16 protein-coding genes are annotated in these 12,650 nt (G+C 73.7%); 14 read left to right on the forward strand and 2 right to left on the reverse strand.

Going from position 1 to position 12,650, the window contains the following annotated elements; translation table 11 throughout:
- Positions 1-75: 75 nt before the first annotated feature.
- Genes hisD through hisF form a run of 8 tightly spaced genes read left to right on the forward strand, consistent with a single transcriptional unit; the run spans position 76 to position 5,885 of the window.
- Complete coding sequence (hisD, locus tag LRS74_RS25670) at positions 76-1,401, forward strand: histidinol dehydrogenase (protein ID WP_277743217.1); 1,326 nt, start codon at positions 76-78, stop codon at positions 1,399-1,401.
- Complete coding sequence (locus tag LRS74_RS25675) at positions 1,398-2,522, forward strand: histidinol-phosphate transaminase (protein ID WP_277743218.1); 1,125 nt, start codon at positions 1,398-1,400, stop codon at positions 2,520-2,522. The genes hisD and LRS74_RS25675 overlap by 4 nt, the downstream gene beginning before the upstream one ends.
- Positions 2,519-3,112 carry an imidazoleglycerol-phosphate dehydratase HisB gene (gene hisB, locus LRS74_RS25680; RefSeq protein ID WP_144384682.1) on the forward strand — a complete coding sequence of 198 codons (594 nt, stop codon included), beginning with the start codon at positions 2,519-2,521 and terminating at the stop codon, positions 3,110-3,112. The genes LRS74_RS25675 and hisB overlap by 4 nt, the downstream gene beginning before the upstream one ends.
- 5 nt (positions 3,113-3,117) lie before the next feature.
- Complete coding sequence (locus tag LRS74_RS25685; RefSeq protein WP_277743219.1) at positions 3,118-3,282, forward strand: hypothetical protein; 165 nt, start codon at positions 3,118-3,120, stop codon at positions 3,280-3,282.
- On the forward strand, positions 3,279-3,914 hold the full coding sequence (hisH, locus tag LRS74_RS25690; RefSeq protein ID WP_277743220.1) for an imidazole glycerol phosphate synthase subunit HisH: 636 nt from the start codon (positions 3,279-3,281) through the stop codon (positions 3,912-3,914). Before LRS74_RS25685 ends, hisH begins: the two co-directional genes overlap by 4 nt.
- Before the next feature lie 17 nt (positions 3,915-3,931).
- The gene (priA, locus tag LRS74_RS25695; RefSeq protein ID WP_277744935.1) at positions 3,932-4,657 is read left to right on the forward strand and encodes a bifunctional 1-(5-phosphoribosyl)-5-((5-phosphoribosylamino)methylideneamino)imidazole-4-carboxamide isomerase/phosphoribosylanthranilate isomerase PriA; all 726 of its coding nucleotides are present in this window, start codon (positions 3,932-3,934) and stop codon (positions 4,655-4,657) included.
- The gene (locus LRS74_RS25700; protein WP_277743221.1) at positions 4,654-5,058 is read left to right on the forward strand and encodes a RidA family protein; all 405 of its coding nucleotides are present in this window, start codon (positions 4,654-4,656) and stop codon (positions 5,056-5,058) included. Before priA ends, LRS74_RS25700 begins: the two co-directional genes overlap by 4 nt.
- A 44-nt stretch (positions 5,059-5,102) precedes the next feature.
- Positions 5,103-5,885 carry an imidazole glycerol phosphate synthase subunit HisF gene (gene hisF, locus LRS74_RS25705; protein ID WP_277743222.1) on the forward strand — a complete coding sequence of 261 codons (783 nt, stop codon included), beginning with the start codon at positions 5,103-5,105 and terminating at the stop codon, positions 5,883-5,885.
- A gap of 143 nt (positions 5,886-6,028) precedes the next feature.
- Here the strand turns inward: hisF and LRS74_RS25710 are convergent, their stop codons facing one another.
- Positions 6,029-6,661 (reverse strand): TIGR03085 family metal-binding protein, encoded by a 633-nt coding sequence (locus LRS74_RS25710; protein WP_277743223.1) that lies wholly within the window; start codon positions 6,659-6,661, stop codon positions 6,029-6,031.
- A gap of 46 nt (positions 6,662-6,707) precedes the next feature.
- A complete protein-coding gene (locus tag LRS74_RS25715) occupies positions 6,708-7,625 on the reverse strand; it encodes a hypothetical protein (RefSeq protein WP_277743224.1) in 918 nt (305 codons plus the stop codon).
- Positions 7,626-7,709: 84 nt separating this feature from the next.
- Here LRS74_RS25715 and hisI point away from each other — a divergent pair, with 84 nt between their 5' ends.
- The 6 genes from hisI to trpC all read left to right on the forward strand — a co-directional run bounded on the left by hisI (position 7,710) and on the right by trpC (position 12,519).
- On the forward strand, positions 7,710-8,099 hold the full coding sequence (gene hisI, locus LRS74_RS25720) for a phosphoribosyl-AMP cyclohydrolase (protein ID WP_144384675.1): 390 nt from the start codon (positions 7,710-7,712) through the stop codon (positions 8,097-8,099).
- A gap of 11 nt (positions 8,100-8,110) precedes the next feature.
- Positions 8,111-9,649, forward strand: coding sequence for an anthranilate synthase component I (locus tag LRS74_RS25725; protein WP_277743225.1), 1,539 nt, complete (start codon positions 8,111-8,113; stop codon positions 9,647-9,649).
- Positions 9,650-9,789: 140 nt separating this feature from the next.
- On the forward strand, positions 9,790-10,467 hold the full coding sequence (locus LRS74_RS25730; protein ID WP_277743226.1) for a TIGR02234 family membrane protein: 678 nt from the start codon (positions 9,790-9,792) through the stop codon (positions 10,465-10,467).
- A 193-nt stretch (positions 10,468-10,660) separates the two neighbouring features.
- Positions 10,661-10,918, forward strand: coding sequence for an HGxxPAAW family protein (locus tag LRS74_RS25735; RefSeq protein ID WP_144384672.1), 258 nt, complete (start codon positions 10,661-10,663; stop codon positions 10,916-10,918).
- 192 nt (positions 10,919-11,110) lie between these two features.
- Positions 11,111-11,551: a DUF2752 domain-containing protein gene (locus tag LRS74_RS25740; RefSeq protein ID WP_277744936.1), complete on the forward strand. Its 441-nt coding sequence runs from the start codon at positions 11,111-11,113 to the stop codon at positions 11,549-11,551.
- Positions 11,552-11,709: 158 nt separating this feature from the next.
- Positions 11,710-12,519 (forward strand): indole-3-glycerol phosphate synthase TrpC, encoded by an 810-nt coding sequence (trpC, locus tag LRS74_RS25745; protein ID WP_277743227.1) that lies wholly within the window; start codon positions 11,710-11,712, stop codon positions 12,517-12,519.
- The last annotated feature ends 131 nt before the right edge of the window (positions 12,520-12,650 follow it).

Consider the following 12,650-nt stretch of genomic DNA (forward strand, 5'->3'; position numbering starts at 1 on the left):
ATCAACTTATGGGGTGCGTATCAATGAGTGATACGGGGGACCGGCCCGTGGAAGCGGTCTGAGACAATTGACCGCGTGATCTCCCGAATCGATCTGCGCGGCGACGCCTTCCCTCAGGACGGGATCGACCGCGACCTGCTGCCCCGTGCCGAGCTCGACGTCGAGGCCGCCCTGGAGAAGGTGCGGCCCATCTGCGACGACGTGCATCATCGCGGCACGGCGGCGCTGATCGAGTACGCGGAGCGCTTCGACGGCGTGACGATCGACCGGGTCCGGGTGCCGACCGAGGCGATCGAGCGCGCCCTGGAGGAGCTCGACCCGGCGGTGCGCGCCGCCCTGGAGGAGTCCATCCGGCGCGCCCGGCTGGTCCACCGGGCGCAGCGGCGCACCGACCACACCGTCACCGTCGTGCCCGGCGGCACGGTGACCGAGCGCTGGGTCCCGGTGCGGCGGGTCGGGTTGTACGTGCCGGGCGGCCGGTCCGTCTACCCCTCCTCCGTCGTCATGAACGTGGTCCCGGCCCAGGAGGCCGGCGTCGGCTCCATGGCCGTCTCCTCGCCCCCGCAGGCCGACTTCGGCGGCCTGCCGCACCCCACCATCCTGGCGGCCTGCGCGCTGCTGGGCGTGGACGAGGTGTACGCGGCGGGCGGCGCCCAGGCCATCGCCATGTTCGCGTACGGCACCGACGAGTGCCGCCCCGCCGACCTGGTCACCGGGCCCGGCAACATCTGGGTCGCGGCCGCCAAGCGGCTGCTCAAGGGCCGCATCGGCATCGACGCCGAGGCCGGCCCGACCGAGATCGCCATCCTCGCCGACGACACCGCCGACCCGGCGCACGTCGCCGCCGACCTGATCAGCCAGGCCGAGCACGACCCGCTCGCCGCCTCGGTGCTCGTCACCGACTCCGAGGAGCTCGCGGCGGCCGTGGAGAAGGAGCTGGCCGTCCAGGTCGCCGCCACCCGCCACGTCGAGGACCGGATCGTGCCCGCGCTGAGCGGTCGGCAGTCCGGCATCGTGCTGGTCGACGGCGTCGACGAGGGCCTCGCCGTCGTCGACGCCTACGCCGCCGAGCACCTGGAGATCCAGACCGCCGACGCCTCCGCCGTGGCCGCGCGGGTGCGCAACGCCGGCGCGATCTTCGTCGGCCCGTACTCCCCGGTGTCCCTCGGCGACTACGCCGCGGGCTCCAACCACGTGCTGCCCACCGGCGGTTGCGCCTGCCACTCCTCGGGCCTGTCGGTCCAGTCCTTCCTGCGCGGCATCCACGTCGTGGACTACTCACGGGAGGCGCTGGCGGAGGTCGCCGGACACGTGGTGACGCTGGCCGAGGCCGAGGACCTGCCCGCCCACGGCGCCGCGGTCAAGGCGAGGTTCGACGGGAAGGTTCCGCAGAGCAAGTGACCCGCAACCCATCCGCGTCCCCCTGGGACGCGCTCCCCATCCGGGACGAGCTGCGCGGCAAGTCCCCGTACGGCGCCCCCCAGCTCGACGTGCCCGTGCGCCTGAACACCAACGAGAACCCCTATCCGCTGCCCGAGCCGCTGGTGGCCCGGATCGCCGAGCGGGTCGCCGAGGCGGCCCGCCACCTCAACCGCTACCCCGACCGGGACGCGGTCGAGCTCCGCACCGAGCTGGCGAAGTACCTGAGCCGCACCGCCGGCCACCCGGTGGAGACCGCCAACGTCTGGGCGGCCAACGGCTCCAACGAGGTGCTCCAGCAGCTGCTGCAGACCTTCGGCGGGCCCGGCCGCACCGCGATCGGCTTCGAGCCCTCGTACTCCATGCACGCGCTGATCTCGCGCTCCACCGGCACCGGCTGGATCTCCGGGCCGCGCCACGAGGACTTCACCATCGACGTGAAGGCCGCGCGCGCCGCCCTCGCCGAGCACCGCCCCGACGTCGTCTTCATCACCTCGCCCAACAACCCCACCGGCACCGCCGTCGACGCCGAGACGGTGCTGGCGCTGTACGAGGCGGCGCAGGCGGCCAAGCCGTCGATGGTGATCGTGGACGAGGCGTACGGCGAGTTCAGCCACCGGCCCTCGCTGCTCCCGCTGATCGAGGGCCGGCCCCACCTCGTCGTCTCCCGCACCATGTCCAAGGCGTTCGGCGCGGCCGGACTCCGGCTCGGCTACCTGGCCGCCGACCCGGCGGTGGTCGACGCCGTCCAACTGGTGCGGCTGCCCTACCACCTGTCCGCCGTCACCCAGGCCACCGCGCTGGCGGCGCTGGAGCACACCGACACCCTGCTGGGCTACGTCCAGCAGCTCAAGGCGGAGCGCGACCGCCTGGTGACGGAGCTGCGCGCCCTCGGCTGCGAGGTCACCGACTCCGACGCCAACTTCGTGCAGTTCGGACGGTTCCCGGACGCCCACGCGGCCTGGCAGGGCCTGCTGGACCGGGGCGTCCTGGTCCGCGACAACGGAGTGCCGGGCCGGCTGCGGGTCACCGCCGGCACCCCGGCCGAGAACGACGCGTTCCTCGCCGCGGTGCGCGACCTGATGAAAGAGAGCACGTCATGAACCGCGTGGGTCGCGTGGAGCGCACCACCAAGGAAACCTCGGTGCTGGTCGAGATCGATCTCGACGGTACGGGCGAAGTGTCCGTGTCGACGGGAGTCGGCTTCTACGACCACATGCTCGACCAGCTCGGCCGACACGGCCTCTTCGACCTCACCGTCAAGACCGACGGCGACCTGCACATCGACACCCACCACACCATCGAGGACACCGCCCTCGCGCTCGGCGCCGCCTTCCGGCAGGCGCTCGGCGACAAGGTCGGGATCTACCGGTTCGGCAACTGCACGGTGCCGCTGGACGAGTCGCTCGCCCAGGTGACGGTGGACCTCTCCGGCCGCCCGTACCTGGTGCACAGCGAGCCGGAGAACATGGCGCCGATGATCGGCACCTACGACACCACGATGACCCGGCACATCCTGGAGTCCTTCGTCGCCCAGGCGCAGATCGCGCTGCACGTGCACGTCCCGTACGGGCGCAACGCCCACCACATCGTCGAATGCCAGTTCAAGGCGCTGGCCCGCGCGCTGCGCTACGCCAGCGAGCGGGACCCCCGCGCGGCCGGCATCCTCCCGTCCACGAAGGGCGCTCTGTAACCAGCATGAACGGCCTCTCCACCGCCTTCATCGTCCTCGGCATCTTCCTCCTCAGCGGCGTCTACTCCTTCGTCAAGCAGGGCATGCCCAAGAGTGTGATCGTCCTGCTCGGCATCGGCGGCGGCATGTCGCTCATCGCCGGCCTGCTGCGACTGGAGACGTTCCAGTGAGCAAGCGAGTCGTCGTCTTCGACTACGGATTCGGCAACGTCCGCTCCGCCGAGCGGGCCCTGGCGCACGTCGGCGCCGACGTCGAGATCACCCGTGACTACGACAAGGCCCTCGCCGCCGACGGACTGCTGGTCCCCGGTGTCGGCGCCTTCGCCGCCTGCATGAGCGGGCTGCGCGAGGCTCGCGGCGACTGGATCATCGGGCGCCGGCTCTCCGGCGGCCGGCCCGTCATGGGTATCTGCGTCGGCATGCAGATCCTCTTCGCCCGCGGCATCGAGCACGGCGTGGAGACCGACGGCCTCGACGAGTGGCCCGGCACGGTCGAGCCGCTGCGCGCCCCCGTCGTCCCCCACATGGGCTGGAACACCGTCAAGGCGGCCGAGGGCTCCTACCTCTTCGCCGGCCTGGACCCGGACACCCGCTACTACTTCGTGCACTCCTACGCGGTGCGCCAGTGGGAGCTGGAGGTCGGCAACCCGCACATCCGCGCCCCCAAGGTGACCTGGGCCACCCACGGCGAGCCCTTCGTGGCCGCCGTGGAGAACGGCCCGCTGTGGGCCACCCAGTTCCACCCCGAGAAGTCCGGCGACGCCGGAGCCCAGCTGCTGACCAACTGGATCGAGACCCTCTGATGCCCGAGACCTCCTCGCTGCCCACGCTCGAACTGCTCCCCGCCGTCGACGTCCGCGACGGCCAGGCCGTCCGCCTGGTGCACGGCGAGTCCGGCACCGAGACCTCCTACGGCTCCCCGCTGGAGGCCGCCCTGGCCTGGCAGCGCGCCGGCGCCGAGTGGCTGCACCTGGTCGACCTCGACGCCGCCTTCGGCACCGGCGACAACCGGAAGCTGATCGCCGAGGTCGCCGGCGCCATGGACATCAAGGTCGAGCTGTCCGGCGGCATCCGCGACGACGACACGCTGGAGGCCGCCCTGGCCACCGGCTGCACCCGGGTCAACCTCGGCACCGCGGCCCTGGAGACCCCGGAGTGGGTCGCCGACGTCATCGCCCGCCACGGCGACAGGATCGCGGTGGGTCTGGACGTCCGCGGCACCACGCTGCGCGGCCGCGGCTGGACCCGCGACGGCGGCGACCTCTACGAGACCCTGGCCCGGCTGGACTCCGAGGGCTGCGCCCGCTACGTGGTCACCGACATCAACAAGGACGGCACCCTCCAGGGCCCCAACCTGGAGCTGCTGCGCGACGTGTGCGCCGCGACCGACAAGCCGGTTGTCGCCTCCGGCGGCGTTTCGTCCCTTGACGATCTGCGTGCTCTTGCCACGCTGGTACCGGAGGGCGTGGAAGGCGCCATCGTCGGCAAGGCCCTCTACGCCAAGGCGTTCACCTTGGAGGAGGCGTTGGAGGCCGTGTCCCGATGACCGATGCCGTGCGGCGTGTGCAGAGCGACAGCCCCTGGGAGGAGGCGATCGGATCCGCGCGCGCCGTGGCGGCGGGCGACCGGGTCCTCGTCGCCGGCACGATGCCCTTCACCGGCAGCGTGCTGCACGGCGAGGGGGACCCGTACGAACAGGCGGTGGCGGCGTTCACCAACGCCCTGGACGCGCTCAAGGAGTTCGGCCTCGGCGCCGACTCCGTCATCCGTACCCGCATGTACCTCACCCACCTGCGCGACGTGGACGCGGTCAGCCGCGCCCACAAGGAGCTCTTCGGCGAGGTGCGCCCGGCCGCGACCCTGGTCGTGGTCTCGCGCTTCGCCGACTCGCGCGTGCTGGTGGAGGTCGAAGTAGAAGCGTTCCGCGACGTGGAGAAGATCCGCTGACGCGGGGAAGTTCCGCCGCGGCGGAGAAAGCGAGCCTGAACCTCATGACCCTGGCGGTCCGAGTCATCCCCTGCCTGGACGTGGACAACGGCCGGGTCGTCAAGGGGGTCAACTTCCAGAACCTGCGCGACGCCGGAGACCCCGTGGAGATGGCCAGGATCTACGGCGAGGAGGGCGCCGACGAGCTGACCTTCCTCGACATCACCGCCTCCTCCGGCAACCGCGAGACCACCTACGACGTGGTGCGCCGCACCGCCGAGCAGGTCTTCATCCCGCTGACCGTCGGCGGCGGCGTGCGCACCGCCGATGACGTGGACAAGCTGCTGCGCGCCGGAGCGGACAAGGTCGGCGTCAACACCGCCGCCATCGAGCGCCCGGAGCTGCTGCGCGAGATCGCCGAGCGCTTCGGCCGTCAGGTGCTGGTGCTCTCGGTCGACGCCCGGCGCTGCGCCGCCGGGCCCGACGGGGCTCCCGCCACCCCGTCCGGCTACGAGGTGACCACCCACGGCGGCCGCCGCGGCACCGGCCTGGACGCCGTCGAATGGGCACACCGCGCGGCCGAGCTGGGCGCCGGCGAGATCCTGCTGAACTCCATGGACGCCGACGGCACCAAGGACGGCTACGACATCGCGATGATCGAGGCCGTGCGCAAGCACGTCACCGTCCCGGTCATCGCCAGCGGCGGCGCCGGCGAGCTCGGCCACTTCGCCCCGGCGGTCGCCGCCGGCGCGGACGCGGTGCTCGCCGCCTCCGTCTTCCACTTCGGCGACCTGCGCATCTCCCAGGTCAAGGAGTCCCTGCGGGCGGCGGGCCACCCGGTCCGCTGACCGCGGCCGCGGGCGGGCGGCCTCCGGCGAAGAAGGGCCCGCCCGGGAGCCGCCGGCCGGCGCCGCGCGTCCCGCGCTCCCAAGGCTTCCGGACACGGAGCCCCCCGGAAGCCGGGCCGTGCCACGCGCCGGCAGGGCCCCGCTCAGAGCCCCAGCTCGGCCTCGTACAGCCGGGACACCGCCTCCTTGTCGCCGTCCACCTCGACATGGGCCGCGTTCTGCCGGCCGTACAGGAACAGCGCCAGCTCGCCGGGCTCGCCGCTGACCGTGACCACCGGGAGGCCGCGGTGGGCCACCACGGTGCGGCCGTCGGGGCGGCGCAGCACCAGGCCGACGGGGGAGCGGCGGCCGAACAGCCGGGCGATGCGCTCCACCCGCGCCCACAGGGCGTCGGCGAAGACCGGGTCGATCGCGCGGGTCTCCCAGCCGGCCTGGGCACGGCGGACGTCCTCCCCGTGCACATAGAACTCGATGGTGTTCGCCGCCTCGTCGACCGGCTTGAGGGCGAACGGGGACAGCCGCGACGGGCCGGTGCGGATGAGCTGGAGCAGCTCCTCGTACGGCTTCTCCGCGAACTCCTCGCGCACCTGCTCCGTGCGGGCCTTCAGCGCCTTGAACAGCATGCCCGGGGTGGCGTCCGCGCGGCGCTCCCGCACCACCACATGGGCCGCGAGGTCGCGCGCGGTCCAGCCCTCGCAGAGCGTCTGGGCCTCGGGCCCCACGCTCTCCAAGAGGTCGGCGAGGAGCAGACGTTCGCGCTTCGCGTGCGTCGACATACGGTCAGCGTACGGCCGCCCTCCCCGCCCTGCCACGGCGCCGCGGCTACCCGGGGAGCGGCTTGGACAGCTTCGGGCCGTCCACCTTGCCGCTGAGGGTGAGGGAGCAGGAGACCTGGTTCGAGCCCTGGAAGGTGTAGGTCGCCCGCGCCGGGTACAGCGCGTAGTAGTAGTACGTCGAGCTGTTCCGCGGAATGCTCTTCATCCGCTTCTCGGCGTCCACCCGGCACAGCGCGAGCGCCTTGTCCTGGATCTCCTTGTCGGTGGCGAAGGCGCCGGTCAGCGTCTCGTTGGCGATCACCTCGCCGTCGTGCGGGCTGTCGCACGACCGGATCTCGACCTTGGTCACGTCGCTGGAGAGCCCCGGGTGGTCGAAGCACTGGCCCGGCTTGAGGACCACATACGGCACCAGGTCGCTCGGCGAGGCGGAGGACGAGGGGGAGGGGGAGCCGCCCGGCGTGTCCGCGCCGCCGCCCACCGGGGCGCCCTTGCCGGGGTCCTCCGCGCCGGACGGGGAGGGGGCCGCGGACGAGGACGAGGGGCCGGCGGAGGGGGTGGGCGCGGCGGAGCCGGTCGTCGCGCCGGGCGTGCCCTGGGCCGCCTTCTTGTCGCCGTCGTCGTCGTCCCCGGTCATGGCCACCACCACGCCGCCGGCTATCAGCGCCACGGCCGCCGCCGCGCCGCCCACGAGGGCGAGCTTCCGCCCGCGACGGGCCGGGGGAGGCGGGGGACCGAAGGATCCCGGGCCACCCGGACCGGGCGGCACCGGCCCGTAGGGACCCGGCCCGCCCGGGGTCGGTCCACCCGGGCCCGAGCCGCTGGGGCCGAACGCGCCGAAGCCGCCCTGCGGGGCGGCCTGGGGGGTGCCCGGGGAGACGGGGGGCCCGAAGCCCTGCTGCGGCGGCCCGAACCCACCGCCGTTCGCGGAGGGGTCGGGCTGGTTCGGCGGAGGCGGAAAGGTCATGGCCGAAGCATGCCGCATGCCGCCGACAGTCCAGCCATCGGGCTGACGCTCCATCGGCGCCGCGGTGCGAGGCAGAATGGGCGCATGACCGGCACCGACCGCCCCGCAGACCGCCGCGCCGACCGCCCCTCGGCCCTGGACGCGGCCCTCGCCGCCCGCCTCAAGCGCAACGCCGACGGGCTCGTTCCCGCCATCGCCCAGCAGTACGACACCGGTGAGGTGCTGATGCTCGGCTGGATGGACGACGAGGCGCTGCACCGCACCCTCACCACCGGCCGCTGCACGTACTGGAGCCGCAGCCGCGGGGAGTACTGGGTCAAGGGCGACACCTCGGGCCATGTGCAGTACGTGAAGTCGGTGGCGCTCGACTGCGACGCCGACACCCTCCTGGTCAAGGTCGACCAGGTCGGCGCGGCCTGCCACACCGGCGACCGCACCTGTTTCGATTCCGACCGACTGCCGCTGGGGCAGTAGGCTCCGCTGCCATGAAGGCGACGACCACGGGGGCAGCCACCATGGACCTTGAGACCTTCCGGAAGCTGGCGGCCGACCGCCGCGTGATCCCGGTCAGCCGACGGCTGCTCGCCGACGGCGACACGCCGGTCGGCCTCTACCGCAAGCTCGCCGCCGAGCGCCCGGGCACCTTCCTCCTGGAGTCCGCCGAGAACGGCCGCGCGGACTTCAGTTGGGCTCGCTACTCCTTCATCGGGGTGCGCAGCGCCGCCGCCCTCACCGAGCGCGACGGGCGGACCCACTGGCTGGGCACCCCGCCGGTCGGCGTGCCCACCGACGGGGACCCGCTGGAGGCGCTCCGCGCGACCGTGGAGACCCTGCACACCCCGCGTGACCTCGCGGGCGGGCTGCCGCCCTTCACCGGCGGCATGGTCGGCTATCTGGGCTACGACATCGTGCGCCGGCTGGAGAGGATCGACGAGCACGGCCGGGACGACCTGCGCCTCCCCGAGCTGACCATGCTGCTCACCTCGGACCTGGCCGTCCTCGACCACTGGGACGGCACCGTCCTGCTGATCGCCAACGCCATCAACCACAACGACCTGGACACCGGCGTCGACGAGGCGTACGCGGACGCGGTGGCGCGGCTGGACGCGATGACCGCCGACCTGGCGCGTCCGGTCGCCACCGAGCCCACCGCGCTGCCCCCCTCCGAACTCCCCTCCTACACCGCGCTGTGGGGCGGAGAGGACTTCAAGGAGGCCGTCGAGGACATCAAGGAGCGCATCCGCGCGGGCGAGGCGTTCCAGGTCGTCCCCTCGCAGCGCTTCGAGACGCCCTGCACGGCGAGCGCCCTGGACGTCTACCGGGTGCTGCGGGCCACCAACCCCAGCCCGTACATGTACCTCTTCCGGTTCCCCAGCGGGGACGGCGAGGCCTTCGACGTGGTCGGCTCCAGCCCCGAGGCGCTGGTCAAGGTCGAGGACGGGCGTGCCCTGCTGCACCCGATCGCCGGCACCCGCCCGCGCGGCGCCACGCCGCGGGAGGACCACGCGCTCGCCGAGGAGTTGCTGGCCGACCCCAAGGAGCGGGCCGAGCACCTGATGCTCGTCGACCTGGGCCGCAACGACCTCGGCCGGGTCTGCCAGCCCGGCAGCGTCGAGGTGGTCGACTTCATGTCGATCGAGCGCTACAGCCACGTGATGCACATCGTCTCCACCGTCACCGGACGGATCGCCCCGGGCCGCACCGCCTTCGACGTGCTCACCGCGTGCTTCCCCGCGGGCACCCTCTCCGGTGCCCCCAAGCCGCGCGCCATGCAGATCATCGAGGAGCTGGAGCCCTCCCGGCGCGGCCTGTACGGCGGCTGCGTCGGCTACCTCGACTTCGCCGGCGACTCCGACACCGCCATCGCCATCCGCACCGCCCTGCTGCGCGACGGCACCGCCTACGTCCAGGCGGGCGCGGGCATCGTCGCCGACTCCGACCCCTCGGCCGAGGACGACGAGTGCCGCAACAAGGCGGCGGCGGTACTCCGGGCCGTCCACACGGCGGGCCGCCTGGGGCGCTAGCCCGGCCGTCGGCCCGCCGTCGCGACGCCTCGCGCGGTGGCGCGGCGCGCCGATGTCGCGGGCGTGCCGATGTCGCGGGCGTGCCGCTCAAGGGACCCCGCGCGACGGGGCCGGTCCGACCGTAGGGGATAGTGGTACGCGTGAGTGCAGCAGCCGTACCCCAGCCCCGCGCGGAGCGCGGACCCGCCGTCAAGGCCCAGCGCGGCGGCAGGCGGAGCCTCGCCATCGCCCTGCTGTGCGGCGCCCTCGGCGCCGCACTCGTCCTGCTGGCCACCAGCCGCACCTGGGCGGAGGGCACCGCCGCCGTCGCCCAGGGAGCCCTACCGCAACACGCGGACGGCGACGACATCACCGGGCTGCCGGGCGCGCTCGCGGTCGTCGGCCTCGCCGCCATGGTCGCGGTCTTCGCGGTGCGCCGCACGGGCCGCGTGTTCGTCGCCGGGCTCCTCGCCCTGTGCGGCGCGGGCATCGCCGTCAGCGCCGTGATGGGCGCCTCGGACACCGCCGCGCTGGAGGAGAAGGCGTCCAAGGCCACCGGGCTGACGGACAGCTCCATCCAGGACGTGGCGCACACCGCCTGGCCGTGGGTGGCGCTGGCCGGTGGCGTCCTGCTGCTGATCGCCGGCGCCCTGGCCCTCGGCTACGGCCGCCGGTGGCCCGCGATGTCCGGCCGCTACGAGCGGTCGGGCGGCGCCGCCCGACCCCGTCCGCACCGCTCCCGCCCCGCCCCGGACCCGGACCGCCCCGAGGAGCTCTGGAAGGCCCTGGACCGCGGCGAGGACCCGACGGGCCGCGAGGGCGGCCCCGCGCGGTCCTGACCGCTCGCGCGGCCGCACGACCCGTCCCATCCCGCCCAGCCACGGCACCTCGCCCGGTGTGACCCCGTCGCCGGCACGGCGACGACATCACACCGACCCCCGGGCACAGCAGTCTCTCGCGTCGGGGACAATGGGCGGGGAGCGTTCGCCCCGCGCCCAGACCCTGGCGCCAGCACAGCAACGAGGAGTACTCATGTCGGGTAGCAACCACGCTCAGGACCACGGGCACACCCCGGCCGCGTGGACCGGCGTCACCATCGCCTTCATCGGCTTCTGCATGTCCGCCGCGTTCACCGTGCTGGCCAACCCGATCGGCTTCGTGGCCGGAATGGTGGTCGTCGTGCTCGGTGGCGTCGTGGGCGCGGCCATGCGCGCCGCGGGGCTGGGCGCCACCCCGCGCCGCACCTCGGCGGCGAAGGTGAAGGCGGAGCCGCAGCCGCAGCAGGGCTGAACCGGCGCGCGGCACCGACGCGCGCACCCGGGCTGACCCGCGGGACGACGAGGCGCGGCTCGGGCCCCTCCGACGGAGCATCCGTCCACAGGGCCTGAGCTGCGCCTTCGCCTGTTCACGGGGAGACTGGGGAAGGTGACAGACGACACAGCCGCCGGCCTCCAGGGGCCGTCAGCGCCCGACCGCCGCTGTGTGCGTCGCTCCCGGGTCCGTCGCCTGGCCGCCCCGCTGGGCGCCCTCGCCGGGATCGGCGCGGCCTTCGCCGTCGTCGGCGCCGTCGACCCCAACGAGCCGGGCCACTACCCGGTGTGCCCGCTGTGGCGGGCCACCGGGCTGCTGTGCCCCGGCTGCGGCGGCCTGCGCAGCGCGTACGCCGTCGCCCACGGGGACCTGGCCGGCGCGCTGGGCGCCAACGCCCTCGCGGTCGCCGGGTACGCCGTCTGCGTGCTCCTGTGGGCCCGCTGGCTGCTCCGCGCGGCGGGGGTGCCACCCGGTGTGGCCCCCTCCGCGTACCCCGGCACCGCGCGGCCGGCCGCGGTTCCGCGCGGAGGGCGGACTCTGGCGCTGGCCGCGCTGGTGATGGCCTTCACGGTGGTGCGTAACCTGCCGTTCGGAGGTGTACTGGCGCCATAGCCATGGGAACAACCGTCCATGGTGTGGGACCGCCGCCCACCGGATGCGGGAGCTCCGGTGCTGGGCGGATACCATCAAAGTTGTCTGGTGACCGTGGCGCGACCACGGCACCGGGGCCGACAGAAGCTGCATCCCCGTCCCGGAAGGGGGCCGCTCGCGTGAGTGTGCTCGACGAGATCATCGACGGAGTCCGTGCCGACCTCGCGGAGCGGCAGGCGCGCGTCACGCTCGACGAGCTCAAGGAGCGGGCCGCCAAGGCACCGCAGGCCAAGGACGGCGTGGCGGCCCTCAAGGGCGACGGCGTCAAGGTGATCTGCGAGGTCAAGCGCTCCAGCCCGTCCAAGGGCGCGCTCGCCGCGATCGCCGACCCGGCCGGCCTCGCCGCCGACTACGAGGCGGGGGGCGCGGCGGTCATCAGCGTGCTCACCGAGCAGCGCCGCTTCGGCGGATCCCTCGCCGACCTGGAGGCGGTGCGCGCCCGGGTCGACATCCCCGTGCTGCGCAAGGACTTCATCGTCACCGCCTACCAGCTGTGGGAGGCCCGTGCCTACGGTGCGGACCTCGCCCTGCTCATCGTCGCGGCGCTGGAGCAGCCCGCCCTGGTCTCGCTCATCGAGCGGGCCGAGTCGATCGGGCTCACCCCGCTCGTCGAGGTGCACGACGAGGAGGAGGTCGCGCGAGCCGTGGACGCGGGCGCGCGCATCATCGGGGTCAACGCCCGCAACCTGAAGACCCTCGAGGTGGACCGCGGGACCTTCGCGCACGTCGCGCCGGAGATCCCGGACCACATCGTGAAGATCGCCGAGTCCGGAGTGCGTGGCCCGCACGACCTGATCGCGTACGCCAACGAGGGCGCGGACGCCGTCCTGGTGGGCGAGTCGCTGGTCACCGGGCGGGACCCGAAGGGCGCCGTCGCCGACCTGGTGGCGGCCGGCGCGCACCCGGCCCTGCGGCACGGCAGGAGCTGAACCGGTCATGAGGGCGTACGCGCGTCTGGCCCGGGGGTGCCGCCCCCGGGGCTGCCGTGCGCCCGCGCGGCGCGTGCGTGGGCGCCGCGTGCGGTACCACATCGGCTGTGAGCCGGGGCAGATCAACGGGC

Origin of the sequence: Streptomyces sp. LX-29, from assembly GCF_029541745.1 — a bacterium.
GTDB lineage: Bacteria > Actinomycetota > Actinomycetes > Streptomycetales > Streptomycetaceae > Streptomyces.